The following is a 26,382-nucleotide window of genomic DNA, read 5'->3' on the forward strand; positions in this document are numbered from 1 at the left end:
TCATGGCCATGACTAACAACCCCCTTCTCGACTTCACCGATCTCCCGCTGTTCGACCGCATCAGGCCCGAGCATGTGGCGCCCGCCGTTGACATCCTGCTGGCAGAAGGCGAGGCCAATCTGGAGACTGTGGTCGCGCCGGAGTTTCCCGCGGATTGGCTCAAGATTTCGCGGGTGCTCGACGTGGGGGGAGAACGATTCACCCGCGCCTGGAGCGCCGTCGGCCACCTCAACGCCGTGGCCGACACGCCTGAATTGCGTGCCGCCTACAACGAAGCCATGCCCCGCGTCACCGCGTTCTGGACCCGGGTGGGGTCCGACGAACGGCTCTACGCCAAGTACAAGGCCATCGACGTCGCCACGCTCAATGCCGAGCAGCGCCAGGCGCACCGCAACGCCGTGCGCAACTTCGTGCTTGGTGGCGCAGAGTTGCAGGGCGACGCAAAGAAGCGCTTTGCCGACATCCAGGAACGCCAGGCCGAGCTCAGCCAGAAGTTCAGCGAGAACGCACTCGATGCCACCGATGCCTTTGCGTACTACGCCAAGCTCGGCGAACTCGAAGGCGTGCCTGAAGACGTGGTGAGCGCCGCGCGCGCTGCCGCCGAAGCCGACGGCAAGGACGGCTACAAGCTCACGCTCAAGATGCCCTGCTACCTGCCGGTGATGCAGTTCGCCAAGAGCAGCGCCTTGCGCGAAACGCTTTACCGCGCCTACGTCACGCGTGCGAGCGAGTTCGGCGATGCGGCCTTCGACAACACCGCGCTGATCACCGAGATCCTGGCGCTGCGCGAAGAAGAGGCGAAGCTCCTGGGCTACAAGAATTTCGGCGAGTTGTCGGTCGTTCCGAAGATGGCCGAATCGCCCGAGCAGGTCGTCAAGTTCCTGCGCGATCTGGCAACGAAGGCCAAGCCGTATGGCGAACGCGACCTGGCCGACCTGCGCGCCTTTGCCGCCGAGCAACTGAACATCACCGACCCGCAGCCCTGGGACTGGAGCTACATCGGCGAGAAGCTCAAGGAAGCGCGCTATGCCTTCAGCGAACAGGAGGTGAAGCAGTACTTCCCCGCGCCGAAGGTGATGGCGGGTCTTTTCAAGATCGTCGAGACGCTGTTCGAAGTGTCGATCCGCCGCGACAGCGCGCCGACGTGGCATCCGAGCGTCGAGTTCTATCGCATCGAACGTGCGGGCCAGAAGGTCGGCCAGTTCTATCTCGATCCCTCCGCCCGCGCCGCCAAGCGCGGCGGCGCATGGATGGACGACGTGCGCGCCCGGTGGCTGCGCCCCGACAACGGCGTGCTGCAGACGCCGGTCGCGCAGTTGGTCTGCAACTTCGCAAGCGGCGTTGACGGCAAGCCGCCACTCCTTACGCACGACGACGTGACCACCCTCTTCCACGAGTTCGGCCACGGCCTGCATCACATGCTCACCCAGGTGAACGAGCGCGACGTCTCGGGGATCAGCGGCGTGGAGTGGGACGCGGTCGAGCTGCCGAGCCAGTTCATGGAAAACTTCTGCTGGGAGTGGGACGTGCTCAGCCACATGACGGCCCACGTCGACACCGGCGAGCCGTTGCCGCGTGCCCTCTTCGACAAGATGACCGCTGCCAAGAACTTCCAGAGCGGCCTGCAGACGCTGCGCCAGATCGAGTTCTCGCTGTTCGACATGCTGCTGCACACCGAATACCACGCGGCCGCCGCGAAGCCGGGCGACGTGATGGCGCTGCTGGGCAAGGTGCGCAGCGAAGTGGCGGTGATGCCCTCGCCGCCGTTCAGCCGCACGCCGAATACTTTCAGCCACATTTTCTCGGGCGGCTACGCGGCCGGCTACTACAGCTACAAATGGGCCGAGGTGCTGAGCGCCGACGCCTATGCGGCCTTCGAGGAAACCGTGGGCGCCGACGGCGAGCCGAACATCGAGACCGGCCGCAAATACCGCCAGGCCATCCTGGAGGCTGGCGGCAGCCGCAGCGCCATGGATTCGTTCAAGGCTTTCCGCGGCCGCGAGCCCCAGCTTGATGCATTGCTGCGACATCAGGGCATGGCCGAGGCCCAGCCTGCTTGATGCGGCGCTGAAGCTTGCGATACTCGGGACATGTATCTGAAGCCTTACAAATTCCCGTCGCATCGCCTGACCGGCCTCGCCCTGCTGCTCGTCGCCGCAGGCGCGATGGCCCAGCCGATCTATCGCAACGTCGACAAGAACGGCAAGGTCACTTTCTCGGACCGCGCGCCTACGGCCAGCACCGAACCGGCAGCGGCCCCGCAAGGCGCCAGTTCACCGGCCAGCATGGCAGGGCTGCCCTACGAGTTACGGCAGGTGGCGCAGCGGTATCCGGTCACGCTGTACACGAGCGAAGACTGCGCACCCTGCAGCGCGGCCCGCACGCTGCTCACCACGCGCGGCGTCCCATTCGAGGAACGCACGGTCAAGAGCAATGAAGAAATCGAGGCGCTGCAGCGCCTGAGCAGCCAGAGTTCGCTGCCGCTGCTCACCATCGGTTCGCAGCAGCTCAAGGGCTATGGCGATGCGGAATGGTCGCAGTACCTCGATGCGGCCGGCTACCCCAAGAGCAACAGTTTGCCTGCGGGCTACCGCAATGGGCCGGCACGGCCCCTGGTCGCCGCACAGCAGGCGGCGCCGGCACCCCGCGCCGCAGCAGCACCCGCCGCGCAACCCGCGCCGCCGCCCGCTGCACCGAGCGATCCGGGGGCAGGCAACCCGGCCGGCATCAAGTTCTGACGCCGGGCGGTTCGCCTTCTCAGGCGAACTGCATCGTCTTCACGCCCGTCGCGGTGCCCAACAGGCACACGTCGGCCTTCTGGTGGGCAAAGACGCCGACCGTCACCACGCCGGGCCATTGGCTCACCTCGGACTCGAAAGCGAGCGGATCGGCGATCTGGAGGCCCGTCACGTCGACGATGTGCTGGCCGTTGTCGGTGACCAGCGGCAGGCCGTCCTTCTCGCGCACCTGTGAGATTCCGCCCAAGCTGGCGAACTGGCGCATCACACGGCGCACCGCCATCGGGACCACCTCCACCGGCAGCGGGAAGGCGCCCAGCGTCTCGACCAGCTTGGAGGCGTCGGCGATGCAGACGAAGCGCTTGGACTGCGCCGCGACGATCTTCTCGCGCGTGAGCGCCGCGCCGCCGCCCTTCACCATGAAGCCCCGGTGATCGATTTCATCGGCACCGTCGATGTACACGGCCAGTTCTTCCACCTCGTTGCTGTCGAATACCTGAATACCCAGCGCGCGCAGGCGTTCTGTCGAGGCCACCGAGCTCGAGACGGCACCCTTGATCTCGTCCTTGATCGTCGCCAGCGCATCGATGAACTTGTTGACCGTCGAGCCGGTGCCCACGCCGACGATCTCGCCCTTGACCACGTAGGCCAGCGCGGCAAGGCCGACCTGGGTCTTGAGTTCGTCCTGGGACAGGACAGGGGTCGCGGGGGCTGGGGAGGCGGGTGCGGTCATCGCGGAGAATCCTTGGCTCATTGAAGTCGAGACGAGAATTATCCGATGCCCCTGCTGCTGCCCTCTTCGCTCTATGGCCTGGCCCGCCCTTTCCTGTTCGGTTTCGATCCCGAGCACGCCCATGAAATCACCCTCGACGGCCTCGCCCGTACGCAGAACACGCCGCTGGCCTGCGCCTATTCCGCCCCGCGCGCGGACGACCCCGTCACGCTGGCCGGGCTGACCTTTCCGAACCGCGTGGGCCTGGCTGCAGGGCTCGACAAGAACGCCCGCTGCATCGACGCCTTTGCAGCCATGGGTTTCGGGTTCGTCGAAGTCGGCACGGTCACACCGAAAGCGCAGCCGGGCAATCCGAAGCCGCGCATGTTCCGCCTGCCGCAGCGCGATGCGCTGATCAACCGGCTCGGTTTCAACAACGAAGGGCTCGACGCCTTCCTGGCCAATGTGCAGAAGGCACGTTTTCGCAAGAGCGGCGGCGGCAAATCGCCGATGCTGCTGGGCCTGAACATCGGCAAGAACGCTGCCACGCCGATCGAGCGCGCGGTGGACGATTACCTCGCCTGCCTGGACGGCGTGTACCCGCATGCCGACTACGTGACGATCAACATCTCGAGCCCCAACACGGCCAACCTGCGCACGCTGCAGAGCGACGAAGCGCTCGATGCGCTGCTCGGCGCAGTGGCCGAGCGCCGCGAGACCCTGGCCACGCGCCACGGCAAGCGCGCGCCACTGTTCGTGAAGATCGCGCCCGATCTCGATGAAGCCCAGGTCGCGGTCATTGCCGCAACACTGCAACGCCACCGGATGGACGGCGTGATCGCGACTAACACCACGCTGGCTCGCGATGCGGTGGCCGGACTGCCGCATGCGGAAGAAGCCGGTGGCCTGTCTGGCGCGCCGGTACGCGAGGCGAGTAACCGCGTGATTGCGCAACTGCGTGCTGCATTGGGAAAGGACTTCCCGATCATTGGCGTGGGCGGCATCCTGAGCGCGGCCGATGCCAGGGCCAAGATCGCCGCGGGCGCGGACGTGGTGCAGATCTACACCGGCCTCATCTACCGCGGCCCGGCGCTGGTCCGCGAGACGGCCCAGGCGTTGCTGCGCGATCGCAGCAAGGCCTGAGACCTTTCACACTTCTTCGTCAGCGCATGCGCCAAAGAATCGGCGCGATAACAGCTGCCCAGCGCAGCAGGCGCTTCGGGCGGAGCACCACCACGGCGGCGGCTGCGACAACGCCGGTCGCCACCGGATGCGCCCGCGCAATTCGCAATGCGGCGGCAGAAGCCGTCTCATTGGGCGGAGGCGCTGCGCGCTCCGGACTGGCTGGCTCTGTTTCGCGGCCACCTTGCAGCGTCGCGATGCGCTCGCGTTGACGCTCCATGCGTGCCAGCAACTCCTCGCGCGTGGACGGGCGCGGGGGTCGCGGAGCTTCCTCGTCTTCCGGGTCCTTGCCGAGCCCGAAACTGTCCTGCACCCAGGCCCAGTCGCGTTCGAACTCCTGGCGTGCCGGAGTGAAGCTGTTGGAGGCATTGCGCAAGGTCTGCAGCAGTCCGACCACCGCAGCCAGCCAGAGCACGACCCAGACACCGGCGACCGACCATGCGGCCGTGATGCGGTACGGCGTTTCCCAGAAATGCACCACCACCGCCACCGACAGCAGCGCGACGGTGACCGTGGTGAGCCCGAGCACGGCCACCACGAGGACGAGCATCAGCTTCAGGCGCTGCTTCTCGTCTTCCCAGGCCATGCGCAGCAGTTGCACCCGGTCTTCGGCTGCCAGCGCGCCTTCGGCGGCAGCAATGCGCAGTTGCCGTATGCGGCCATTCAGCCCCAGTAGCGAGAGCAGCCTCATGGGCATGCTCCAGCCCCGCTCAACGCGCGGAAACGAATGACCCGGCAGTGCGCGCTTGGATCAGCGCGATCAGCGGCGGCCAAGCAACAGACCCACCAGCACGCCGACGGCCAGTGCGGCGCCTGCGATCTGCCAAGGTTCGTCGTGGGCGTAGGCGTTGGTGGCGGTGGCCGCCTCGCGCGCCTTCTTGGCGGCGAGCTTGCTCTTCTCGGCGGCGAGTTCGCGCGCGATGGCGAGCTTGGTGTCGATGCGCTGACGCAGCGCCTTGATGTGGGGAACCGAATCCAGGTCCTTGCTGGCCAGCACGCCGCGCACGTCGCTTGCGATGTCTTCGGCTGCTGCTTCAAGATTGTTGGATGCACTCATTGGAATCTTTCCTCCGTGATGGCACCGGCACCGCGCCGGCGGCTTCACGCCAGCATATGGCGTGGTGTCATGTTACAGGCTCGAAAGCCCCTCATGCGCGGCAGATGTGCAGACTTGTGCGCGCGATGGCTCAGGCATCGGCCAGCAGCCGGGCGACATGGGCGCCGATCGCGAGACTGCTGGTGAGCCCCGGCGATTCGATGCCGAACAGATTGACCAGCCCCGGCACGCCGTGCGACGCGGGGCCGTCGATCATGAAGTCGGCCGCCGGCTCGCCGGGGCCCGATATCTTCGGCCGCATGCCGGCGTAGCCCGGGATCAATCCACCATCGGGCAGCGCGGGCCAGTACTTGCGCACCTCGGCATAGAAGCCGTGGCCGCGGGCGGGGTTCACCACGAGGTCATCGGCCGACTCGACCCACTGCACGTCGGGGCCGAACTTGGCCTGGCCGCCGAGGTCGAGCGTCAGGTGAACGCCGAGGCCTCCGGGCTCGGGCACCGGGTAGATGAGACGGCTGAAGGGTGCCCGGCCGGACAGGGTGAAGTAGTTGCCCTTGGCGAAATACTCGGTCGGGATAGTCGAGGCAGGCAGCCCTTCGAAGCGCCTGGCCAGCGCCGGTGCACCGAGCCCCGCCGCATTGACGACGCTGCGGCAGCTCAGCGCCGTTCCGTCCTCGGCGATCAGGACGATGCCGCGCTCGCTGCATTCGGCGCGCGTGATGGGCGACTTCAGCGCCAGCATGCCGCCCGCGTTTTCCAGATCGCCGAGCAGGCTCAGCATGAGTGCGTGGCTGTCGATGATGCCGGTGCTGGGCGAATGCAGCGCCGCCGTGCAATGCAGTTGCGGCTCCATCTCCAGTGCCTGCTGCGCGGTGATCTGCACGAGGTCGTCGACACCGTTGGCCTCGGCTTTCGCGCGGATCGATTCGAGTTGGCCCACCTGCTCGGCGGAGGTTGCCACGATGAGCTTGCCGCAACGCCGGTGCGGCACACCGCGCTCCGCCGCATATGCGTAAAGCGCGTTCCGTCCTTCCACGCACAACTTCGCCTTGAGCGAGCCTTGGGGGTAATAGATGCCGGCATGAATGACTTCGCTGTTGCGCGAACTGGTTCCTGTGCCGATCGCACCTTCGGCTTCGAGCACCAGCACCTCCCGGCCCGCGAGCGCCAATGCGCGCGCCACTGCCAGCCCCACCACACCACCGCCAATGACGGCGCAATCGAGTTCGTCCATGGCGCGAGCTTATCGCGGCCCACCCAGCGGATCACGAGATGGAGGGCGGCGGCTCCGGATCCGTAGGCTCGTCGGGGGGCGTGCTCGGCCCTTCATCGGGCTCCACCGGCAACTTGGGTGACACGGGAGCTGGAATATCGGGATGTGTAGCCATGGTCGCCTCCTTTCCCTCCTTCTATGCGGTTGCCGCCAGTGGCCAGCCAGCATGCAGCGGGACTTGGCGTCAGCGCGGGCCGACAGTGCAAATACAGGCGAGAACTGCTGTTTAAGATTCGCCGTCACGCCGATTCAGCCGGCATCCAATCCGGATGCATTCATGTTTCAAGAAAACTGGAGGGAAATCAATGGGCATCAGAGACACGCTCGGGCATGCGCTGCTCGACAACGAGAAGCTTCATTTCGGCACCGCGGAGACGCTCACGGCAGACGAGCAATGGCTGGTCACGCTCAGCGCGCCGCTGTCCGCGTTCAACGGCGATTTCGTGAATGCCGTGGCTACCGGGAAAGATGAAGACGAGTTGCGCGGCGGCATCGCCGAGGTCTGGAACGTGCACGATCGTGAGAGCTTCGAGGAAACGGCGCGGTGGCTGGCGGAGGAAGGACAGCGTTCGACCTATCTGTCCACCTGGCAGGCCATCGCCGCGGTCGATGCGGCGACCCAGAGCACGCCAGCCGTTCTGCGGCTGGTCATGGATGCGTGGTTTCCGGCGTTCTTCCAGATCAAAGCGCGCAAGAGCCTGGACTACCGCGCGCTGGGGGCGGAAAGCGGACGGTCGGTGACGGACCTGAGCCAACTGGTATCGGGCAGCCCGAGCTGGGTCAATGCCTTGCGCAAGCATTTCAAGGTTTCGCCGTCCCAGATCTCCAATCTGGTCGCCTGGGATGCCGTGCGGTTGGCGAGCCTTTCGCGTTGGGCGGTGCAGCTCGGCTTCATCGGACGCGAGGAGTTCGCCGGTTTCGCGGGCGCGTTGAACCCGCAGGTGCGCGCGGCGTATACCGATTGGTCGCAGGTAAGTGCCGCGTACATCGCCGCCGGCCTGATCTGGCGCTATTCCGACGCGCGCGAGGAACACCTGCTGCGCACGAACCGCATGCTGCTGAACGACGCCCGCAGCCCCTATCGCAGCGTGCCCTTTCGCTGAAACGGCGGCACCAACGAAAACGGCACCCGAAGGTGCCGTGTCGTGAAATTTTGGTGGGCGGTGGAGGTTTCGAACCTCCGACCCCAGCAGTGTGAATGCTGTGCTCTACCCCTGAGCTAACCGCCCGTGGCACAGCGAGTTGCTGTGCCGTGGAATCAATCGCGTTGTCTGCGAAGCCTTCGATTATGCCACAGCATTTCCGCCGTTTTGGCGAAACAGCGTGCGGCCGCCGCTGGATTTGTCGAGCTGCGACAACACCGCCTCGTGCGCAGCCAGCTCCTGTTCGCCCGCCGCGATCACCGGCAGCTCGAACTGGCTCAGGTCGATCGCCACCACCGTGGTGCCCTGCGCGGGCTCGTTCGATGCCACGTCGATCAGCAGCGCATCCTGCCCGCGCGTGAGATTGATGTAGACGTCGGCCAGCAGTTGCGCGTCTAGCTTCGCGCCGTGAAAAGTGCGGTTCGAGCGGTCAACGCCAAAGCGGTCGCACAAGGCGTCGAGTGAGTTCCGCTTGCCGGGATACACCAGCTTCGCCATGGCCAGCGTGTCCGTCACTTCGGCAACGAAGGTGCGCAGCGGCGGCAGGCCCGCGCGCTCGAATTCCTTATTGAGGAACCCCACGTCGAACGCCGCGTTGTGGATGATCAGCTCAGCGCCACGCAGGTACTCGATGATGTCGTTGGCGAGCGTGGCGAACTTCGGCTTGTCGCGCAGAAAATCGGTCGTCAGGCCGTGCACCTTGAGCGCGTCTTCATGGCTCTCGCGCTCGGGGTTGAAGTAGATGTGCAGGTCGTTGCCGGTGAGCTTGCGGGCGAACAGTTCCACGCAGCCGAGCTCGATGACGCGATCGCCGTTCTCGGCAGAAAGCCCGGTGGTTTCGGTATCGAGGACGATCTGGCGACTCATGCCTGCCCCCAGTCTCGGCACTTCGTGTCTTCGCCGCCCCCCAAGAGGGTGCGAGCTTGCTTGGGGCGGCCCGGCGCTGCGCTCATCAGTGGTTTTCCTTGGCGTGATTGATCGAGTACTTCGGAATCTCGATCGTCACATTCTCCTGCGCCAGGATCGATTGGCAACTCAGGCGCGATTGCGGCTCCAGGCCCCAGGCGCGGTCGAGCAGGTCTTCTTCACCCTCTTCAGCCTCGTTGAGCGAATTGAAGCCTTCCCTCACGATCACGTGGCAGGTGGTGCAGGCGCAGCTCATCTCGCAGGCGTGCTCGATGTTGATGTGGTTGTCGAGCAGCGCCTCGCAGATCGAGGTGCCGGCGGGCGCGGTGATCTCGGCGCCCTGCGGGCAATACTCGGGATGCGGATAGATCTTGATCGTGGGCATATTGTTGTTCTAGAGGGATTCGACCTTGCGGCCGGCGAGTGCGCGCGCAATGCCCGCGTTCATGCGCTGGGCGGCAAAGGCTTCGGTGTCGTTGGCCAGCGTCTTGGTGGCGGCTTCGATGGCGGCAGCGTCGGTGCTGCCCTTGGCGGCTTCGCGCAGCTTGGCCATCGACGCGTCGATGACGGCGCGCTCGTTCTCGTTCAGCAGGTCGCCGTCGGCATCCAGCGCGCTCTGTGTGGCGAGCAGCATGCGGTCGGCATCGACGCGCGCCTCGACGAGCGCGCGGGCCTGCATGTCCTGCTGCGCCGTGGAGAAGCTCTCCTGCAGCATGGTCGCGATCTGGTCGTCCGAAAGGCCGTATGACGGTTTGACCGCCACGCTGGCTTCGACGCCGCTGCCCTGCTCCTTGGCGCCGACGCTCAGAAGGCCATCGGCATCGACAGTGAAAGTCACGCGGATGCGCGCCGCGCCGGCCGCCATCGGCGGAATGCCGCGCAGAGTGAAGCGTGCGAGGCTGCGGCAGTCGGACACCAAGTCGCGCTCGCCCTGCACCACATGCAGTGCGAGGGCCGTCTGGCCGTCTTGATAAGTCGTGAAGTCCTGCGCCATCGCGGTCGGGATGGTCTGGTTGCGCGGCACGATGCGCTCGACCAGGCCGCCCATCGTCTCGATGCCAAGCGAGAGCGGGATCACATCGAGCAGCAGCAGATCGCCCGCGCCGTTGTTCCCGGCCAGCTGGTTGGCCTGGATCGCTGCGCCGAGCGCGACGACTTCATCCGGGTTCAAGTTGACCAGCGGGTCACGGCCAAAGAACGCAGCCACCGCCTCGCGAATCTGCGGCATGCGGGTGGAACCGCCAACCAGGACGATGCCCTGCAGGTCATCAGCCTTGAGCTTCGCATCGCGCAAGGCCTTGCGGACAGCGGCGATGGTCTTGTCTGTGAGCGGTTTGGTCGCTGCATCGAAATGTGCACGCGTCAAATCGAATCGCACAGAACCACCGGCCAAATCCACGTGGAAGGCGACGGCGTCCGAATCGGTGAGCGCCTCTTTCGCAGCGCGGGCTGCCACGAGCACCGCTGCTTTGTCGCTGTCGTTTCTGACCTTCACGTCGGTTTGCGCGAGCACGAAATCGGCGAGCGCGTGGTCGTAGTCGTCGCCGCCGAGCGCCGAATCGCCACCGGTGGCGATGACCTCGAACACGCCCTGGGTCAACCGCAGGATCGAGATATCGAAGGTACCGCCGCCAAGGTCGTAGACCGCGTAGACGCCTTCGCTCGCATTGTCGAGGCCGTAGGCGATGGCCGCGGCCGTGGGCTCGCTGATCAAGCGCAGGACGTTAAGGCCAGCGAGTTGCGCGGCGTCCTTGGTGGCCTGGCGCTGGCCTTCGTCGAAGTAGGCCGGCACTGTGATGACGGCGCCGTAGAGCTCGTCATCGAAGGTGTCTTCGGCGCGGAAGCGCAGCGTGGCGAGAATCTCGGCGCTGATCTCTACGGGCGACTTCTCGCCCACCGAGGTCTGCACCTTCACCATGCCACCCTCGTCGCCGCCGATGCGGTACGACATGGATTCGCGGTTCGCGATGTCGGCAAGGCCGCGACCCATGAGGCGCTTGACCGAGGTGATGGTGTTGGCGGGGTCTTCTGCGCGTGCGGCGAGCGCATCGAAACCGATCTGACGGCGGTCCCCGTCGAGGTAACGCACGGCCGAAGGCAACAGCACACGGCCCTGGTCGTCGGGCAGGCACTCGGCCACGCCATTGCGCACTGCGGCCACCAACGAATGCGTGGTGCCGAGGTCGATGCCCACGGCGATGCGGCGCTGATGCGGATCGGGCGCCTGGCCGGGTTCGGAAATCTGAAGAAGAGCCATAAGGGCCTATTGTCCCAACTGATCGAATCTGGCTTCGACGTCCTGTCCGAAGCGCTCAATGAACATGAGGGCTCTCACCTGCTGCGCGGCGGCGGGGTAATCGCCTTTCTCGTCGATCAGCCAGTCGAGGGACGACAGCGCCCGGGTGCGCGAAGCCTCGACCTCGGCCTGCAGCTTCTCGACCGCGGCGATGTTCCCGGCGTCGTCGAGCGCCTCGCGCCATTCCATCTGCTGCATCAGGAAATCGGGCGGCATCGCCGTGTTGTTCTCGGCGTTCAGCGGCGCGTCGTGCAGCTCGCAGATATAGCTCGCGCGGCGAATCGGATCCTTCAGCCGCTGATAGGCCTCGTTGATGCGCACCGACCACTGCATGGCCACGCGCTGCGCCGCGGCGCCCTGCGCGGCAAAGCGGTCCGGGTGCGCTTCGCGCTGCAGCTCTTTCCAGCGCGCGTCGAGCGCGGCGCGGTCCTGCGCGAAAGTCGCCGGGACGGCGAACAGTTCAAAGTCGGTGTCGTTCAGGTTCATGGCAAGAAAAAACCGCCAGCACATGACATGGTGGCGGCTGTGGTCGCAATCAGCGACGACGCATCAGATGCGGAAGCTCTCTCCGCAACCGCAGCGATCGCGCTCATTGGGGTTGATGAACTTGAAGCCTTCGTTCAGGCCTTCGCGCACGAAGTCGAGCTGCGTGCCGTCGATGTAGGCCAGGCTCTTGGGATCGACCAGCACCTTCACGCCGTGATCTTCGAACACCACGTCTTCAGGCGTGAACTCGTCGACGTACTCAAGCTTGTAGGCCAGGCCCGAGCAGCCAGTCGTCTTCACGCCCAGCCGCACGCCCACGCCCTTACCTCGTTTGCCGAGGTAGCGGGTGACGTGGCGCGCAGCGGCTTCGGTCAGCGTGACGGCCATTTCAGTGAACAGCTTCGGCGGCCGACTCGGCGGTCTTGGCACCGTGCTTGGCCTTGTAGTCGCTCACGGCCGCCTTGATGGCGTCTTCCGCGAGGATCGAGCAGTGGATCTTGACCGGCGGCAGCGCCAGTTCTTCGGCGATCTGCGCGTTCTTGAGTGCCGCCGCTTCGTCGAGCGTCTTGCCCTTGACCCATTCGGTCACGAGCGAGGACGAGGCAATGGCCGAGCCGCAGCCGTAGGTCTTGAAGCGCGCGTCTTCGATCACGCCCGTTTCGGGGTTGACCTTGATCTGCAGCTTCATCACGTCGCCGCAGGCCGGTGCGCCGACCATGCCGGTGCCCACCGAATCGTCGCCCTTTTCGAAGGAGCCGACGTTGCGTGGATTTTCGTAGTGGTCGATGACCTTGGAAGAATATGCCATGGTGTACCTCTCAAACTTTGTTCAATCGTGGAGCCTTGGGCGGGCCTGGGTCAGTGGGCCGACCACTGGATCGTGCTGATGTCGACACCGTCCTGGAACATCTCCCAAAGGGGGCTCAGCTCGCGCAGCTTCGCGACGTTGTGCTTGATGGTCGAGATGGCGTAGTCGATTTCTTCTTCGGTTGTGAAACGGCCGATGGTCATGCGAAGGCTGCTGTGAGCCAGCTCGTCGCTGCGGCCGAGGGCGCGCAGCACATAGCTGGGTTCCAGGCTGGCCGACGTGCAGGCCGATCCCGACGACACCGCCAGGCCCTTGATGCCCATGATCAGCGATTCGCCTTCGACATAGTTGAAACTCATGTTCAGGTTATGTGGCACGCGGCGCTCGAGGTCGCCGTTGATGAACACCTGCTCGACATCCTTCAGCCCGTCGAGCAACCGCTGCTGCAGGCGGCGCGCATGGGCGATGTCGTCCTTCATCTCAAGCTTGGCAATGCGGAATGCCTCGCCCATGCCGACGATCTGGTGCGTGGGCAGAGTGCCCGAACGCATGCCGCGCTCGTGGCCGCCGCCGTGCATTTGCGCTTCGAGGCGAATGCGCGGCTTACGACGAACATACAAGGCGCCAATGCCTTTGGGGCCGTAGGTCTTGTGCGAGGCGAGGCTCATCAGGTCGATGGGCAACTGCGTGATGTCGATGTCGACCTTGCCGGTGGCCTGCGCCGAATCGACGTGAAAGATCACACCTTTTTCCCGGCAGACGTTGCCAAGCGCGACCACGTCCTGAATCACGCCGATTTCGTTGTTCACGAAGAGCACGCTCGCGAGGATGGTGTCGGGACGGATCGCTCCCTTGAACTTCTCGAGATCGACCAGGCCGTTTTCCTCGACGTCGAGGTAAGTGACTTCGAAGCCCTGGCGCTCGAGTTCGCGCATGGTGTCGAGCACAGCCTTGTGCTCGGTCTTCAGCGTGATGAGGTGCTTGCCCTTGCCTTTGTAGAACTGGGCTGCGCCCTTCAGCGCGAGATTGATCGACTCGGTCGCGCCGGAGGTCCAGACAATCTCGCGGGGGTCCGCATTGATCAGAGCCGCCACCTGGCCGCGCGCCTTCTCGACAGCCTCTTCAGCCTCCCAGCCCCAAGCATGGCTGCGCGAAGCCGGGTTGCCGAAGTGCTCGCGCAACCAGGGAATCATGGCGTCGACCACACGCGGGTCGACCGGCGTGGTCGCGCCGTAATCGAGATAGATCGGGAAATGAGGAGTGACGTCCATGGCTGGCTCGGGCTGGCGTGGGGGTTGTTCTTTGATCTGGGCTTCTCTCGCGGCAGCGCCCGATGGCACTTGCCGCGATTCAGGGCATCAGGACTTGGCGAAGGCGTTGCCGAGGGCAAAAACCGAATTCGGCGCATTCACACGAATCGGCTTGACCACTGGCTGGGCCGAGATCGCGCGCTTGACGACCGGCTTGTTTTCGATCTGCACGCCCTTGGCGATCTGATCGTCGACGAGTTTCTGCAGCGTGACGGAATCGAGAAACTCGACCATGCGCTGGTTCAGCGAAGCCCAGAGTTCGTGCGTCATGCAACGGCCGGCTTCGCCGAGGCAGTTTTCCTTGCCACCGCATTGCGTGGCATCGATGGGCTCATCGACGGAAACAATGATGTCGGCCACGGTGATATCCGCAGCCTTGCGGCCAAGGCTGTAGCCGCCGCCGGGGCCACGGGTCGACTCGACCAATTCGTGACGGCGCAACTTGCCGAACAGCTGTTCGAGGTACGACAACGAAATCTGCTGCCGCTGACTGATTGCAGCCAAGGTGACCGGACCGGTGTTCTGGCGCAGGGCCAGATCGATCATGGCGGTGACCGCAAAACGGCCTTTGGTAGTGAGACGCATCGCAAGCTCCTTCAAGTGCTTACCGTTGAAATGACACCGTGGTCCTGGACCGCGGTGACTTCGTCTCCGCCCTGCCCGACCCTTGACGCTGGTGAACCAGTCGGTAGGAGTCGGTCCTTCATCGCGAAGTTCTAGTTTTTGTTGTTGAGTGTTTCGGTCAAGTATAGCAGAAGGCCCTCAACTCTGCTGGGGTAAACCCCAGCGCCAACCACTTGAAGAACGCGGACTTCCAGCCTACGACGGCAAGATCACGATGTTGTCGCCGCCCGAAGCCCCGAACGCCTGCTCGCGCAGCAGCGCCAGTTGGTCCCGCACCCGCGCCGCCTTCTCGAATTCAAGGTTGCGAGCGTGTTCGAGCATGAGCTTCTCCAGCCGCTTGATTTCCCGGGCGATGTCCTTCTCGCTCATGTCCTCGACCTTGGCGCGTTCCAGGTCGAGCTTGGCCATTTCCTTGCCAGTTTTCTCGCTGTAGACCCCGTCGATCAGGTCGCGTACCTGCTTGACGATGCTGCGCGGCGTGATGCCATTGGCCTCGTTGTGCGCAATCTGCCGGGCACGACGGCGCTCGGTTTCGTCGATCGCCTTCTTCATCGAGTCGGTCATCCGGTCGGCATACAGGATCGCCTTGCCGTGCAGGTTCCGCGCGGCGCGGCCGATGGTCTGGATGAGCGAGCGCTCGGCGCGGAGGAACCCTTCCTTGTCCGCATCGAGGATCGCCACCAGCGACACCTCGGGAATGTCCAGGCCTTCCCGCAAGAGATTGATGCCCACAAGCACGTCGAAAGTGCCCAGCCGCAGGTCGCGGAGGATCTCCACCCGCTCGACCGTGTCCACATCGCTGTGCAAATAGCGCACCTTGACCCCGTTGTCGCCCAGGTAGTCGGTCAGTTGCTCGGCCATGCGCTTGGTCAGCGTGGTGATCAGCACGCGCTCGTTCTTCTCGACGCGGATGCGGATCTCGCCCAGCACGTCGTCCACCTGGTGCGTTGCGGGACGCACCTCGACCTCGGGATCGATCAGACCCGTTGGCCGTACCAGTTGCTCGACGACATTGCCCGAATGGTCTTTTTCGTACTGCGCGGGCGTGGCCGAGACGAAAATCGCCTGCCGCACCCGCGCTTCGAACTCCTCGAACTTGAGCGGACGGTTGTCCATCGCTGAAGGCAGCCGGAAACCGTACTCGACCAGCGTGGTCTTGCGCGCGCGGTCGCCGCTGTACATGGCGTTGAGCTGGCCGATCATCTGGTGGCTTTCGTCGAGGAACATCAGCGCGTCCTTCGGCAGGTAATCCGTCAGCGTGGCCGGCGGATCACCGGGCGCCGCGCCCGAGAGGTGCCGCGAGTAGTTCTCGATGCCCTTGCAGTGGCCGATCTCGGCCAGCATTTCCAGGTCGAATCGGGTGCGCTGCTCCAGGCGCTGCGCCTCCACCAGCTTGCCTTGTGACACGAACTCCTTGAGCCGCTCGGCCAACTCGATCTTGATGGTCTCGACCGCGCCCAGCACCTTGTCGCGCGGCGTCACGTAATGGCTCGATGGGTACACCGTGAAGCGCGGAATCTTCTGACGGATGCGCCCCGTGAGCGGGTCGAAGAGCTGCAGCGATTCGATCTCGTCGTCGAACAGCTCGATGCGGATCGCCAACTCGCTGTGCTCCGCCGGAAATACGTCGATGGTGTCGCCGCGCACGCGGAACGTGCCGCGCGCGAAGTCCTGCTCGTTGCGCGTGTACTGCATGCGGATCAGCCGGCTGATCACGTCGCGCTGCCCGATCTTGTCGCCCACCCGCATGATGAAGCGCATCTGCGTGTAGTCCTCGGGCGTGCCGATGCCGTAGATCGCGCTCACCGTGGCCACGATGACCGTGTCGCGCCGCTCCAGCACGCTCTTGGTGGCCGACAGACGCATCTGCTCGATGTGCTCGTTGATCGAGGAGTCCTTCTCGATGAACAGATCGCGCTGCGGCACGTAGGCCTCGGGCTGGTAGTAGTCGTAGTAGCTCACGAAGTACTCGACGGCGTTCTTCGGAAAGAACTCGCGAAACTCGCTGTAGAGCTGCGCCGCCAGGGTCTTGTTGGGCGCGAACACGATGGCCGGCCGGCCCAACCGGGCGATCACGTTGGCCATGGTGAAGGTCTTGCCCGAGCCCGTGACGCCCAGCAGCGTCTGGAACACCTCGCCATCGATCACGCCATCGACCAGCCCCTGGATCGCCTTCGGCTGGTCGCCGGCCGGTGGATAGGGCTGGAAAAGCTCGAACGGGGAGTCGGGGTACTTGACGAATTCGCCCTGCTTGACCGGACCGATCGGGTCCAGTTTCTTCAGGTCTGCTATGGCTTCGGTGTTCTCTGGCATGGCTGTTCCCGACAGGTGGCGATGGCGCCGGTAAAATTCAAGGCAACCGGAAAGCGTAGCGCAAGTCCGGTTGCCAGCGAAGCTTTCATCCCAAAGGACCTTTCCATGTCTATGTTCACCGCGGTCGAAATGGCACCGCGCGACCCGATCCTCGGCCTCAACGAGCAATTTGCAGCCGACACCAACCCCAACAAGGTCAATCTCGGCGTCGGCGTCTATTACGACGACAACGGCAAGCTGCCCCTGCTCCAGTGCGTGCAGGCCGCCGAGCGGGACATGATGAAAGCGCCCTCGGCGCGCGGTTATCTCCCCATCGACGGCATCGTGGCGTACGACAACGCCGTGAAGACGCTGGTTTTCGGTGCCGACAGCGAACCGGTTACCTCGGGCCGCGTGGCCACCATTCAAGCGATCGGCGGCACCGGCGGCCTGAAGGTCGGCGCCGACTTCCTGAAGAAGCTCAACCCCAACGCCAAGGTGCTGATCAGCGATCCGAGCTGGGAAAACCACCGCGCCCTGTTCACCAACGCGGGCTTCGAAGTCGAAAGCTACCCCTACTACGACGCCGCCAAGCGCGGCATCAACTTCGACGGCATGCTGGCCGCGCTCAACGCGGCGCCCGCGGGCACCGTCGTCGTGCTGCACGCCTGCTGCCACAACCCGACCGGCTACGACATCACGTCCGAGCAGTGGGACCAGGTCGTCGCCACGGTCAAGGCCAAGGGTCTCGTGCCCTTCCTCGACATGGCCTACCAGGGCTTCGGCTACGGCCTGAAGGAAGACGGCGCGGCCGTCGCCAAGTTCGTGGCTGCCGGCCTCACCTTCTTTGTCTCGACCTCGTTCTCCAAGAGCTTCAGCCTGTACGGCGAACGCGTCGGCGCCCTCTCGGTGCTGTGCGAGAACAAGGAAGAAGCCGGCCGCGTGCTGTCGCAGCTCAAGATCGCCATCCGCACCAACTACAGCAACCCGCCGATCCACGGCGGTGCCGTGGTGGCCGCGGTGCTCGGCAACGCCGAACTGCGCGCCCTGTGGGAAAAGGAACTCGGCGAGATGCGCGTGCGCATCAAGGCCATGCGCCAGAAGCTGGTCGACGGCCTCAAGGCCGCGGGCGTGAAGGAAGACATGAGCTTCATCACCACGCAGATCGGCATGTTCAGCTACTCGGGCCTCAGCAAGGACCAGATGGTGCGCCTGCGCAATGAGTTCGGCGTGTATGGCACCGACACCGGCCGCATGTGCGTGGCCGCGCTCAACAGCAAGAACATCGACTACGTCTGCGCGTCGATCGCCAAAGTCATCTAGGTGACAGCAAAGTGTGGAGGAATCTGTCTTTCGACGATTCCTTCACACCTTTCGCCAGAAGGGCCCACGCGGCCGGGTCGGACTAGGGGTTAGGCCCCCTGCGTGCCCGCAGATGCACTGATATATTGCACCGCAACATTCCACTCCAAGACCAGCGATGCTCTATCAACTCTACGAAGCCCAGCGTTCCCTGATGGAGCCGTTTTCCGACTTCGCACAGGCGGCCTCCAAGCTCTACGGCCAAGGCGCCGTGTGGGGCCAGCTGCCGATGGCACAGCGCATGGCCGCCGGCTACGACCTGCTCTATCGCCTGGGCAAGGATTACGAGAAGCCCGAGTTCAACATCAAGTCCGTGAAGGTCGATGGTGAAGAGGTCGTCATCCAGGAGGCCGTCGAGCTCGACAAGCCCTTCTGCGAACTGCGCCGCTTCAAGCGCTTCACCGACGAGCCGCACATCCTCAAGACGCTCAAGAGCCAGCCCGTGGTGCTGATCGTGGCGCCGCTGTCGGGCCACTACGCCACGCTCCTGCGCGACACCGTGCGCACCATGCTGCAGGACCACAAGGTCTACATCACAGACTGGAAGAACGCACGCCTGGTGCCGATGTCGGAAGGCGAATTCCACCTCGACGACTACATCAACTACGTGCAGGAGTTCATTCGCCGCCTGCAGGCCGAGTACGGCAACTGCCACGTGGTGAGCGTGTGCCAGCCCACCGTGCCGGTGCTCGCGGCCGTGTCGCTCATGGCCAGCCGCAATGAGCCGCTGCCGCTCACGCTGACGATGATGGGCGGCCCGATCGACGCCCGCAAGTCGCCCACCGCGGTGAACAACCTCGCCATGAACAAGAGCTACGAATGGTTCGAGAACAACGTGATCTACCGCGTGCCGCAGGGCTTCCCCGGTGAAGGCCGCCGCGTGTATCCGGGCTTCCTGCAGCACACCGGCTTCGTCGCGATGAATCCCGACCGCCACGCATCGAGCCACTACGACTATTTCAAGGACCTGATCAAGGGCGACGACGCCAGCGCCGAGGCGCACCGCAAGTTCTACGACGAGTACAACGCCGTGCTCGACATGGACGCCGATTACTACCTCGACACCATCCGTACCGTGTTCCAGCAGTTCGAACTCGTGAACGGCACCTGGGACGTGAAGAACCCCGAAGGCCAGATCGAGCGCGTGCGTCCGCAGGACATCCGCACGGCCGCGCTGCTGACGGTCGAAGGCGAACTGGACGACATCTCCGGCTCCGGCCAAACCGAAGTCGCGCACAGCCTGTGCACCGGCGTCGCCAATTCGAAGCGCGAGCACTACGAAGTCAAGGGCGCGGGCCACTACGGCATCTTCAGCGGCCGCCGCTGGCGCGAACTGGTCTATCCGAAGCTGATGAAGTTCATCGCTGCCAACGACCAGCCGCAAAGCCGTGCCGGTGCGCGAGAAAGCCTGGCGGCCGAAGACCGGATCAAGCCGGGTCGGAAGATCCCCGCCGTTGCCGCCAAGAAGTCACCGGCCGCAAAGAAGGCTGTTGTGGCCGCCCCTGCCAAGAAGCCCGTGGCGGCAGCCAAGAAGCCGCGCGCCCGCACCGCGCGCTGAGGCGCGCGCAACCCACAGTGAACGGGCTGGCCGCACGCATCAACGACGCACTGCCGCAAACGCAGTGCACACGGTGCGGCTATCCCGATTGCGCCGGCTACGCGCAAGCCGTGGCCGATGGCGAAGCGGGCATCAACCAATGCCCGCCCGGTGGCGCCGAGGGCATCGAGCGCCTCGCACTGCTCACCGGCCGCCCCGCGCTGCCGCTCGATCCGCAATTCGGCACCGAAGGCCCGCGCGCCATGGCGGTCATCGACGAGGCCTGGTGCATCGGCTGCACGCTCTGCCTCGATGCCTGTCCGACCGATGCGATCGTCGGCATCAACAAGCGCATGCACACGGTCGTCGAGGCGCATTGCACGGGCTGTGAACTCTGCATTCCGGTCTGCCCGGTCGATTGCATCTCGCTCGAAGTCGAAACGCCGGGCCGCAGCGGCTGGCAGGCGTGGTCAGAGGCACAGGCCGAAGCCGCGCTGCAGCGCTACAAGCTCCATGGCCAGCACCGCGCCACTGCGAAGCGCGAGGCTGAGCCGGCCCCCGCCGTCGCCGAGCCGCAAGCCGCCGACACGCGCAAGCGCTCCATCGTCGAAGCCGCCTTGGCGCGCGCCCGCGCCGCTGCCGAGCAACGCGAAAAAGCCGCCCCCAAGCCATGACACTCGACACCCTTTTGATCTATGTCGTCGCGTCACTCGCCCTCGCCGTGATTCCCGGCCCTACGATGCTGCTGGCGCTGTCCAACGGCATCGACGGCGGCATGCGGCGCGCGAGCTGGGGCATTGCCGGTGCATCGCTCGGCAGCATCACGCTGATCGCAGTCGTCGCGCTCGGGCTGGGTTCGCTGCTCGCGGCATCGGAAGTGCTCTTCAACGCGATCCGCATTGCGGGCGTCGCCTACCTTGTCTGGCTCGGCATCAAGCTCTGGCGCAGCGAAGCGACCGACCTCGGCACGGCGCTGGCCCAGTCCGCCACAGAGGTCCGACCGCATGGCCGTGTCGCGCTGATGCGCAGCCTGCTCGTGGCGCTGTCGAATCCGAAGACGGTGCTGTTCTTCGCGGCCTTCCTGCCGCAGTTCATCGACATCACGCAGCCGCAAGGTCCGCAGTACCTGCTGCTCGGCGCGATCTTCGTGGTGCTCGACACCTGCGTGATGCTGGCCTACGCAGCCGCCGGCACGCAGGCCGTGCGCTGGCTTTCGCGCCGCGGCCTCAAGGTGCTGAACCGCAATTGCGCGGCCGGCATGTGGCTGTTGGCAGCCACGCTCGCATTCTGGCGCCGTCCCGGTACCTGAAGGCGTTCAGCGCTTCAATCCTTTTTCGGACGCTTGAAGAGCAGCAACAGCACCCCCGCCAGCACGACTGCCACCGCATACCACTCGAAGCGGGTGACGGTCTCGTTGGCGATCCACACGCCCAGCAGCATCGCGATCACCGGGTTCACGAAGGTGTAGCTCGCCGCCAGCGCGGCCGGCGCCTTCGCGAGCAGCACCATGTAGGCGTTGAAGGCGATCAGCGAACCGAACACCACCAGGTACAGCCAGGCCCAGACGGCCTCGGGCGCCGGCGGCCACACCAGGCTCTCGCGCGAGACGGCCGCCAACACCAGCAGCACCACGCCGCCGCAGATCATTTCGCTGGCAAAGCCCATCGCACCGGGCGCGAGCGGCAGGCTGCGCTGGCTCAGCACGCTGCCCATCGACCAGCAGATGCAGGCAATCGAAATCGCCGCCAGCCCCGCGGGCGACGACTGGAAGCCGCTCCCCTGCGTGAGCATCAGCACGCCGATGAGCCCGAGCGCGATGCCCGCCGCTTCCATGCGAGTCGGCTTGATGCCCCAGATCAAATTGAGCAGCGCGATCAAGAGCGGCACCACCGCGATGAACGCCACCACCAGACCCGAGCCGATCGTCACCTCGGCATGCGCCGTGCCGCCCATGCCCCCGCCGAGCATCAACGCGCCGACCACCAGCGCATTGCGCCACTGCAGCCGCGAAGGCCACGCGGCACCGCGCCAGCGCATCCACACCGCGAGCAACACGCCCGCAAAAAGAAAGCGCGATCCCATCTGCAGGAACGGCGGAAAGCTGATCAGCGCGTACTTGATCGCCAGGTAGGTCGAGCCCCAGACCACCCAGGTGGCGGCAAGGCAGAGCCACAGCAGAGGCGGAAGCGCGCCATGGTTGGCGCTGGGCGCGGCTGGGGCTGAAGAAGAAAGGGTCGGCATGTCGAGGAGCCTCTTGTTTTATTGGTGCTGAAGCGCCGCCCATGGTATGAAAGCCGCCTCCCGTGAACCATGGAAATTCCACGGTTCTATGGCTCCATTACCGTCGATTTAAAGGAGTTCCATGGACTTCACCTTGAACCCAGCTTTGGACGCCCACGACACCCGCATCCTTGCCGAATTGCAGAGCGATGCGCGGCTCACCATGGCCGAGCTCGGCCGCCGCGTGCACCTGAGCCAGCCGGCCGTGACCGAGCGCGTGAAGAAGCTGGAGGCCGCGGGGGTCATCAGCGGCTATCGCGCCACCGTCAACCTCGGCAAGCTGGGCTATGGCATCCGCGCGATCATCCGCGTCGGCCGCGCCGACTACGACCTTGTCGTGAAGCTCGTGCAGGACACGCCCGAATGCGTGAACGCCTACAACGTGACCGGCGAGGACAGCTGGATCCTCGAGATCGCGGTGATCGACGTGAGCCACCTCGACGCGGTGGTCACCAAGTTCTGCATCCTCACCGAGACGGCAACATCGATCATCCTGAACCCGGCGCGCGAGCACCAGCCGATGCTGCCGCCACACCGCTCCGACGTGCGGCCGCCGATCAAGAAGGTTCTGAACGCCTGATAGCCCCAAAACCCGTCGGGCTGAGCCTGTCGAAGTCCTCAAACCCGTTCGGGCTGAGCCTGTCGAAGTCCTCAAACCCGTTCGGGCTGAGCTTTCGAAGTCCTCAAACCCGTTCGGGCTGAGCCTGTCGAAGTCCTCAAACCCGTTCGGGCTGAGCCTGTCGAAGCCTTGCTCGGGGCTTCGACAAGCTCAGCCCGAACGGTGGTTGGCGAATCAGGATCAGCGATTCGCGAGCGCGTTGAAGGCCCTCACCACCTCGGGCGGCGCCTGCACCATTTCGATCAGCACGCCCTCGCCCGCAATCGGAAACTCCTCGTTCGCCTTCGGGTGCAGGAAGCAGATGTCGAACCCCGCAGCACCTTGACGGATGCCACCGGGCGCAAAGCGCACGCCCTGTGCCGTGAGCCATTCGACGGCCTTGGGCAGGTCGTCGATCCACAGCCCCACATGGTTGAGCGGCGTCGCGTGCACCGCGGGCTTCTTGTCCGGGTCCAGCGGCTGCATCAGGTCGACCTCGACCTTGAACGGCCCGCTGCCCATCGAACAGATGTCCTCGTCGACGTTCTCGCGTTCGCTCTTGAAGGTGCCGGTAACCTCGAGCCCCAGCATGTCGACCCACAGCTTCTGCAGGCGCATCTTGTCGAGCCCGCCGATGGCGATCTGCTGAATGCCCAGCACCTTGAAGGGGCGCGCCGTGGTCGTCATGCGCAGACCTCCACCGTTTCAGTGGTCGTCGTGCGGCGCGACTGCAAGCCGAGCTTGCGCAGCAACTGCACGTCCGCGTCCACATCGGGGTTGCCCGTGACCAGCAGCTTGTCGCCATAGAAGATCGAATTCGCACCGGCCATGAAGCACAGCGCCTGCACGGCATCGCCCATCTGCTGGCGTCCGGCCGACAGCCGCACGCGCGCGGTCGGCATCGTGATGCGCGCGACCGCGATCATGCGCACGAAGTCGAAGGGATCGACCGGTTCCGAATCGGCCAGCGGCGTGCCCGGCACTCGCACCAGGCTGTTGATCGGCACAGATTCCGGGTACGGGTTCAGGTTGGCCAGTTGCGCGATCAGCCCCGCGCGATGCACCGGCTGCTCGCCCATGCCGACGATGCCGCCGCAGCACACGCTGATGCCGGCACTGCGCACATGCGCGAGCGTGTCGAGCCGGTCCTGGTACGTGCGCGTGTCGACGATGTCCGTGTAGTACTCGGGCGCGGTGTCGAGGTTGTGGTTGTAGTAATCGAGCCCCGCGGCCTTGAGCTGGTGTGCATGGTGCGGCTCCAGCATGCCGAGCGTGGCGCAGGTCTGCATGCCCAGGCCCTTCACCGCCTCGACCAGCACAGCGACCTTCTCCACGTCGCGGTCCTTGGGCGCGCGCCATGCGGCGCCCATGCAGAAGCGCGTGGCGCCCGCGTCCTTGGCAGCCTGCGCGGCGCGCACGACCTCATCGACCTCCATGAGCTTCTGCGCCTTCACGGCTGTGTCGAACTCGGCCGACTGCGGGCAATAGCCGCAGTTCTCGGGGCAGCCGCCGGTCTTGACCGAGAGCAGCGTCGCGAGCTCGATGTCGCCTTCAGGGAAATGCTGGCGGTGCACCGTCTGCGCCTCGAACAGCAGGTCCATCAGCGGCTTGTCGAGCAGCGCCTGGATCGCCTCGACAGACCACGGGCCTTGCGGCGTCACCGGCTTCGCGGGCCGGTGCAGCGTGATCGTCTGTTGCAGGTCGTTGGCACCCATCAATTGAACTCCAGAATGATTTGGTCGACGGCGAGCGATTCGCCCTTGCCCGCCGAGATTTTTCCGACCACGCCGTCCTGCGTGGCGAACAGCACGTTTTCCATCTTCATCGCCTCGATGACAGCCAGCTTCTCGCCGGCGCGCACCTGCTGCCCCGGCTCCACCGACACCTCGACCAGGAGGCCCGGCATCGGCGACATCAGGAACTTGCTCAGGTCCGGCGGCGCCTTGTAGGGCATCAGCTCCAGCAGGCGCGCGCCCAGCGGCGACAGCACCATGGCCTCGATCTGCGTGCCGTCGTGCGACACGCGCAGCGCCAGAGGGTTCTTGCCCGCGCCGCGCTCGACCTGCGCGGTGAAGGGCTTGTCGTTGACCATGCCCTGCACGCGGATCGCGCCGAGCGCGGAACCGCTGTCGATCTTGTAGTTCTTGCCGCCGACGGCAATGGCGCTCGCGCCGGTCTTGCCGTGGAAGTCGGTCACCGACACCGGGTGATGCACATGCTTGCCCTCGGGCCCGAGCTCCACCACCACGAACTGCTCACCTACCTTCACACCGTGGCCTTCGAGCTGTCCGCTGATGCCCGAGGCTCGCGCGCGATAGCGGCGGTGCACATAGGCCGCGAGCGCAACGAGGAACGACGGATCGGCGTGCGGCACGTCTTCCGCATGGAAGCCCTTGCCGTAGTGCTCGGCGATGAAGCCGGTGTTGAAGTCGCCCGCCACGAACTTCGGATGCGCAAGCAGCGCCGCCTGGAACGGGATGTTGCTGCTGATGCCGCGGATCACGAAGCCGTTGAGCGCTTCGCGCATGCGGGCAATCGCGTGCTGGCGATCCTTGCCGTGCACGATGAGCTTGGCGATCATCGAGTCGTAGTACATCGGGATCTCGCCGCCGTCGTACACGCCGGTGTCCACGCGCACGCCGTTCAGGTGCTCGGTGTCGCTCGCGAACATGGTCTCGGCGGGCGGCTGGAACTTCACGAGCCGGCCGGTCGAAGGCAGGAAGCTGCGGAACGGGTCTTCGGCGTTGATGCGGCACTCGATGGCCCAGCCGTCGCGCTTGACCTCTTCTTGCGTGAGCGGCAGCTTCTCGCCGGCCGCGACGCGGATCATCAGTTCGACGAGGTCCAGCCCCGTGATGCACTCCGTCACCGGATGCTCCACCTGCAGCCGCGTGTTCATCTCGAGGAAATAGAAGCTCTGGTCCTTGCCGACCACGAACTCCACCGTGCCCGCGCTCTGGTAGTTCACGGCCTTGGCCAATTGCACCGCCTGCGCGCCCATCGCCTTGCGCGTGGCATCGGTGATGAAGGGCGAAGGCGCCTCTTCGATCACCTTCTGGTGGCGCCGCTGGATCGAGCACTCGCGCTCGTTCAGGTAGATCACATTGCCATGCGAATCGCCCAGCACCTGGATCTCGATGTGGCGCGGCTCCTCGACGAACTTCTCGATGAACACGCGGTCGTCGCCGAAGCTGTTGCGCGCCTCGTTGCGGCACGAGGTGAAGCCCTCGAAGGCCTCCTTGTCGTTGAAGGCCACACGCAGGCCCTTGCCGCCGCCGCCGGCCGAGGCCTTGATCATCACGGGATATCCGATGTCCTTGGCGATTTCGACAGCGCGCTCGGCTGTCTCGATGGCGTCGTTCCAGCCGGGAATCGTGTTGACCTTGGCTTCGTTCGCGAGCTTCTTCGAGGCGATCTTGTCGCCCATCGCAGCGATCGAATAGTGCTTCGGTCCGATGAAGGCGATGCCCTCTTCCTCGACCTTGCGCGCGAAGGCTTCGTTCTCCGAGAGGAAGCCGTAGCCCGGGTGCACCGCCTCGGCGCCCGTCTGCTTGCAGGCCGCGATGATGCGGTCGGCCTGCAGATAACTCTCGCGGCTGGGCGCGGCACCGATGTGCACGGCTTCGTCGGCCAGCTCGACGTGGCGGGCCTCCTTGTCGGCGTCGGAGTAGACGGCGACGGTGAGGATGCCCATCTTCTTCGCGGTCTGGATGACGCGGCAAGCGATCTCACCGCGGTTGGCTATCAGGATCTTCTTGAACATGTTCTTCTTCTCCGTG

General features: G+C 65.0%; 26 protein-coding genes and 1 tRNA gene. 9 read left to right on the forward strand and 18 right to left on the reverse strand.

Features of this window, described 5'->3' with window-relative positions; all coding sequences use genetic code 11:
- Positions 1 to 2: 2 nt before the first annotated feature.
- Both VARPA_RS18635 and VARPA_RS18640 read left to right on the forward strand, forming a co-directional pair.
- A complete protein-coding gene (locus VARPA_RS18635; RefSeq protein ID WP_013542143.1) occupies positions 3 to 2,060 on the forward strand; it encodes a M3 family metallopeptidase in 2,058 nt (685 codons plus the stop codon).
- Positions 2,061 to 2,090: 30 nt separating this feature from the next.
- Complete coding sequence (locus tag VARPA_RS18640) at positions 2,091 to 2,738, forward strand: glutaredoxin family protein (RefSeq protein WP_013542144.1); 648 nt, start codon at positions 2,091 to 2,093, stop codon at positions 2,736 to 2,738.
- A gap of 19 nt (positions 2,739 to 2,757) precedes the next feature.
- On the opposite strand, the gene rpiA is transcribed toward VARPA_RS18640, so the two are convergent.
- Positions 2,758 to 3,471: a ribose-5-phosphate isomerase RpiA gene (gene rpiA, locus VARPA_RS18645; RefSeq protein ID WP_013542145.1), complete on the reverse strand. Its 714-nt coding sequence runs from the start codon at positions 3,469 to 3,471 to the stop codon at positions 2,758 to 2,760.
- Positions 3,472 to 3,516: 45 nt separating this feature from the next.
- Here rpiA and VARPA_RS18650 point away from each other — a divergent pair, with 45 nt between their 5' ends.
- Positions 3,517 to 4,593, forward strand: coding sequence for a quinone-dependent dihydroorotate dehydrogenase (locus tag VARPA_RS18650; RefSeq protein ID WP_013542146.1), 1,077 nt, complete (start codon positions 3,517 to 3,519; stop codon positions 4,591 to 4,593).
- A gap of 19 nt (positions 4,594 to 4,612) precedes the next feature.
- Here the strand turns inward: VARPA_RS18650 and VARPA_RS18655 are convergent, their stop codons facing one another.
- The 3 genes from VARPA_RS18655 to VARPA_RS18665 form a co-directional block, all read right to left on the reverse strand.
- Positions 4,613 to 5,323 carry a phage holin family protein gene (locus VARPA_RS18655; protein ID WP_013542147.1) on the reverse strand — a complete coding sequence of 237 codons (711 nt, stop codon included), beginning with the start codon at positions 5,321 to 5,323 and terminating at the stop codon, positions 4,613 to 4,615.
- A 69-nt stretch (positions 5,324 to 5,392) separates the two neighbouring features.
- A complete protein-coding gene (locus tag VARPA_RS18660; protein WP_013542148.1) occupies positions 5,393 to 5,689 on the reverse strand; it encodes a glycine zipper domain-containing protein in 297 nt (98 codons plus the stop codon).
- Between the two features lie 130 nt (positions 5,690 to 5,819).
- A complete protein-coding gene (locus tag VARPA_RS18665; protein WP_013542149.1) occupies positions 5,820 to 6,923 on the reverse strand; it encodes an NAD(P)/FAD-dependent oxidoreductase in 1,104 nt (367 codons plus the stop codon).
- A gap of 344 nt (positions 6,924 to 7,267) precedes the next feature.
- Between VARPA_RS18665 and VARPA_RS18670 the strand changes: the two genes are divergently transcribed.
- Complete coding sequence (locus tag VARPA_RS18670; RefSeq protein WP_013542151.1) at positions 7,268 to 8,065, forward strand: DUF1266 domain-containing protein; 798 nt, start codon at positions 7,268 to 7,270, stop codon at positions 8,063 to 8,065.
- Between the two features lie 51 nt (positions 8,066 to 8,116).
- Here VARPA_RS18670 and VARPA_RS18675 read toward each other — a convergent pair.
- The 10 genes from VARPA_RS18675 to uvrB form a co-directional block, all read right to left on the reverse strand.
- A tRNA-Val gene (locus tag VARPA_RS18675) sits at positions 8,117 to 8,191 on the reverse strand.
- Between the two features lie 57 nt (positions 8,192 to 8,248).
- Complete coding sequence (gene dnaQ / locus VARPA_RS18680) at positions 8,249 to 8,971, reverse strand: DNA polymerase III subunit epsilon (protein WP_013542152.1); 723 nt, start codon at positions 8,969 to 8,971, stop codon at positions 8,249 to 8,251.
- A gap of 85 nt (positions 8,972 to 9,056) precedes the next feature.
- Positions 9,057 to 9,395 carry an ISC system 2Fe-2S type ferredoxin gene (fdx, locus tag VARPA_RS18685; protein ID WP_013542153.1) on the reverse strand — a complete coding sequence of 113 codons (339 nt, stop codon included), beginning with the start codon at positions 9,393 to 9,395 and terminating at the stop codon, positions 9,057 to 9,059.
- Between the two features lie 9 nt (positions 9,396 to 9,404).
- The gene (gene hscA / locus VARPA_RS18690) at positions 9,405 to 11,267 is read right to left on the reverse strand and encodes a Fe-S protein assembly chaperone HscA (protein ID WP_013542154.1); all 1,863 of its coding nucleotides are present in this window, start codon (positions 11,265 to 11,267) and stop codon (positions 9,405 to 9,407) included.
- 6 nt (positions 11,268 to 11,273) lie between these two features.
- Positions 11,274 to 11,792: a Fe-S protein assembly co-chaperone HscB gene (gene hscB, locus VARPA_RS18695; protein ID WP_013542155.1), complete on the reverse strand. Its 519-nt coding sequence runs from the start codon at positions 11,790 to 11,792 to the stop codon at positions 11,274 to 11,276.
- Between the two features lie 63 nt (positions 11,793 to 11,855).
- Positions 11,856 to 12,179 carry an iron-sulfur cluster assembly protein IscA gene (gene iscA, locus VARPA_RS18700; RefSeq protein ID WP_007828190.1) on the reverse strand — a complete coding sequence of 108 codons (324 nt, stop codon included), beginning with the start codon at positions 12,177 to 12,179 and terminating at the stop codon, positions 11,856 to 11,858.
- A 1-nt stretch (position 12,180) separates the two neighbouring features.
- A complete protein-coding gene (gene iscU / locus VARPA_RS18705) occupies positions 12,181 to 12,600 on the reverse strand; it encodes a Fe-S cluster assembly scaffold IscU (protein ID WP_013542156.1) in 420 nt (139 codons plus the stop codon).
- 50 nt (positions 12,601 to 12,650) lie between these two features.
- A complete protein-coding gene (locus VARPA_RS18710) occupies positions 12,651 to 13,871 on the reverse strand; it encodes an IscS subfamily cysteine desulfurase (RefSeq protein ID WP_013542157.1) in 1,221 nt (406 codons plus the stop codon).
- Positions 13,872 to 13,958: 87 nt separating this feature from the next.
- Positions 13,959 to 14,495, reverse strand: coding sequence for a Fe-S cluster assembly transcriptional regulator IscR (gene iscR, locus VARPA_RS18715; protein ID WP_007828186.1), 537 nt, complete (start codon positions 14,493 to 14,495; stop codon positions 13,959 to 13,961).
- 234 nt (positions 14,496 to 14,729) lie between these two features.
- A complete protein-coding gene (gene uvrB, locus VARPA_RS18720; RefSeq protein WP_013542158.1) occupies positions 14,730 to 16,847 on the reverse strand; it encodes an excinuclease ABC subunit UvrB in 2,118 nt (705 codons plus the stop codon).
- A 105-nt stretch (positions 16,848 to 16,952) separates the two neighbouring features.
- Here uvrB and VARPA_RS18725 point away from each other — a divergent pair, with 105 nt between their 5' ends.
- The 4 genes from VARPA_RS18725 (at position 16,953) to VARPA_RS18740 (ending at position 21,034) form a co-directional block, all read left to right on the forward strand.
- Positions 16,953 to 18,149 carry an amino acid aminotransferase gene (locus VARPA_RS18725; protein WP_013542159.1) on the forward strand — a complete coding sequence of 399 codons (1,197 nt, stop codon included), beginning with the start codon at positions 16,953 to 16,955 and terminating at the stop codon, positions 18,147 to 18,149.
- 157 nt (positions 18,150 to 18,306) lie between these two features.
- On the forward strand, positions 18,307 to 19,746 hold the full coding sequence (locus tag VARPA_RS18730) for a polyhydroxyalkanoate depolymerase (RefSeq protein WP_013542160.1): 1,440 nt from the start codon (positions 18,307 to 18,309) through the stop codon (positions 19,744 to 19,746).
- Between the two features lie 17 nt (positions 19,747 to 19,763).
- The gene (locus VARPA_RS18735; RefSeq protein WP_013542161.1) at positions 19,764 to 20,399 is read left to right on the forward strand and encodes an RnfABCDGE type electron transport complex subunit B; all 636 of its coding nucleotides are present in this window, start codon (positions 19,764 to 19,766) and stop codon (positions 20,397 to 20,399) included.
- A complete protein-coding gene (locus VARPA_RS18740) occupies positions 20,396 to 21,034 on the forward strand; it encodes a LysE family translocator (protein WP_013542162.1) in 639 nt (212 codons plus the stop codon). The genes VARPA_RS18735 and VARPA_RS18740 overlap by 4 nt, the downstream gene beginning before the upstream one ends.
- A 14-nt stretch (positions 21,035 to 21,048) precedes the next feature.
- Here the strand turns inward: VARPA_RS18740 and yedA are convergent, their stop codons facing one another.
- Positions 21,049 to 21,966, reverse strand: coding sequence for a drug/metabolite exporter YedA (gene yedA / locus VARPA_RS18745; RefSeq protein ID WP_013542163.1), 918 nt, complete (start codon positions 21,964 to 21,966; stop codon positions 21,049 to 21,051).
- Between the two features lie 121 nt (positions 21,967 to 22,087).
- Between yedA and VARPA_RS18750 the strand changes: the two genes are divergently transcribed.
- Positions 22,088 to 22,585: an Lrp/AsnC family transcriptional regulator gene (locus VARPA_RS18750; RefSeq protein WP_013542164.1), complete on the forward strand. Its 498-nt coding sequence runs from the start codon at positions 22,088 to 22,090 to the stop codon at positions 22,583 to 22,585.
- 219 nt (positions 22,586 to 22,804) lie between these two features.
- On the opposite strand, the gene VARPA_RS18755 is transcribed toward VARPA_RS18750, so the two are convergent.
- The 3 genes from VARPA_RS18755 to accC are packed head-to-tail and all read right to left on the reverse strand — an operon-like array spanning position 22,805 to position 26,366.
- Positions 22,805 to 23,290 (reverse strand): VOC family protein, encoded by a 486-nt coding sequence (locus tag VARPA_RS18755; protein WP_013542165.1) that lies wholly within the window; start codon positions 23,288 to 23,290, stop codon positions 22,805 to 22,807.
- Positions 23,287 to 24,318, reverse strand: coding sequence for a biotin synthase BioB (bioB, locus tag VARPA_RS18760; protein ID WP_013542166.1), 1,032 nt, complete (start codon positions 24,316 to 24,318; stop codon positions 23,287 to 23,289). The genes VARPA_RS18755 and bioB overlap by 4 nt, the downstream gene beginning before the upstream one ends.
- Entirely contained in the window at positions 24,318 to 26,366 is a 2,049-nt protein-coding gene (accC, locus tag VARPA_RS18765) for an acetyl-CoA carboxylase biotin carboxylase subunit (RefSeq protein ID WP_013542167.1), read from the reverse strand. The genes bioB and accC overlap by 1 nt, the downstream gene beginning before the upstream one ends.
- Between the last annotated feature and the right edge of the window lie 16 nt (positions 26,367 to 26,382).

The organism is Variovorax paradoxus EPS, assembly GCF_000184745.1.
GTDB classification, from domain to species: domain Bacteria; phylum Pseudomonadota; class Gammaproteobacteria; order Burkholderiales; family Burkholderiaceae_C; genus Variovorax; species Variovorax paradoxus_C.

Coding starts and splice junctions, on each gene's coding strand:
- VARPA_RS18635 (WP_013542143.1), top strand. CDS start 3: ATGGCCATGACTAACAACCCCCTTCTCGACTTCACCGATCTCCCGCTG.
- VARPA_RS18640 (WP_013542144.1), top strand. CDS start 2,091: ATGTATCTGAAGCCTTACAAATTCCCGTCGCATCGCCTGACCGGCCTC.
- rpiA (WP_013542145.1), bottom strand. CDS start 3,471: ATGACCGCACCCGCCTCCCCAGCCCCCGCGACCCCTGTCCTGTCCCAG.
- VARPA_RS18650 (WP_013542146.1), top strand. CDS start 3,517: ATGCCCCTGCTGCTGCCCTCTTCGCTCTATGGCCTGGCCCGCCCTTTC.
- VARPA_RS18655 (WP_013542147.1), bottom strand. CDS start 5,323: ATGAGGCTGCTCTCGCTACTGGGGCTGAATGGCCGCATACGGCAACTG.
- VARPA_RS18660 (WP_013542148.1), bottom strand. CDS start 5,689: ATGAGTGCATCCAACAATCTTGAAGCAGCAGCCGAAGACATCGCAAGC.
- VARPA_RS18665 (WP_013542149.1), bottom strand. CDS start 6,923: ATGGACGAACTCGATTGCGCCGTCATTGGCGGTGGTGTGGTGGGGCTG.
- VARPA_RS18670 (WP_013542151.1), top strand. CDS start 7,268: ATGGGCATCAGAGACACGCTCGGGCATGCGCTGCTCGACAACGAGAAG.
- dnaQ (WP_013542152.1), bottom strand. CDS start 8,971: ATGAGTCGCCAGATCGTCCTCGATACCGAAACCACCGGGCTTTCTGCC.
- fdx (WP_013542153.1), bottom strand. CDS start 9,395: ATGCCCACGATCAAGATCTATCCGCATCCCGAGTATTGCCCGCAGGGC.
- hscA (WP_013542154.1), bottom strand. CDS start 11,267: ATGGCTCTTCTTCAGATTTCCGAACCCGGCCAGGCGCCCGATCCGCAT.
- hscB (WP_013542155.1), bottom strand. CDS start 11,792: ATGAACCTGAACGACACCGACTTTGAACTGTTCGCCGTCCCGGCGACT.
- iscA (WP_007828190.1), bottom strand. CDS start 12,179: ATGGCCGTCACGCTGACCGAAGCCGCTGCGCGCCACGTCACCCGCTAC.
- iscU (WP_013542156.1), bottom strand. CDS start 12,600: ATGGCATATTCTTCCAAGGTCATCGACCACTACGAAAATCCACGCAAC.
- VARPA_RS18710 (WP_013542157.1), bottom strand. CDS start 13,871: ATGGACGTCACTCCTCATTTCCCGATCTATCTCGATTACGGCGCGACC.
- iscR (WP_007828186.1), bottom strand. CDS start 14,495: ATGCGTCTCACTACCAAAGGCCGTTTTGCGGTCACCGCCATGATCGAT.
- uvrB (WP_013542158.1), bottom strand. CDS start 16,847: ATGCCAGAGAACACCGAAGCCATAGCAGACCTGAAGAAACTGGACCCG.
- VARPA_RS18725 (WP_013542159.1), top strand. CDS start 16,953: ATGTCTATGTTCACCGCGGTCGAAATGGCACCGCGCGACCCGATCCTC.
- VARPA_RS18730 (WP_013542160.1), top strand. CDS start 18,307: ATGCTCTATCAACTCTACGAAGCCCAGCGTTCCCTGATGGAGCCGTTT.
- VARPA_RS18740 (WP_013542162.1), top strand. CDS start 20,396: ATGACACTCGACACCCTTTTGATCTATGTCGTCGCGTCACTCGCCCTC.
- yedA (WP_013542163.1), bottom strand. CDS start 21,966: ATGCCGACCCTTTCTTCTTCAGCCCCAGCCGCGCCCAGCGCCAACCAT.
- VARPA_RS18750 (WP_013542164.1), top strand. CDS start 22,088: ATGGACTTCACCTTGAACCCAGCTTTGGACGCCCACGACACCCGCATC.
- VARPA_RS18755 (WP_013542165.1), bottom strand. CDS start 23,290: ATGACGACCACGGCGCGCCCCTTCAAGGTGCTGGGCATTCAGCAGATC.
- bioB (WP_013542166.1), bottom strand. CDS start 24,318: ATGGGTGCCAACGACCTGCAACAGACGATCACGCTGCACCGGCCCGCG.
- accC (WP_013542167.1), bottom strand. CDS start 26,366: ATGTTCAAGAAGATCCTGATAGCCAACCGCGGTGAGATCGCTTGCCGC.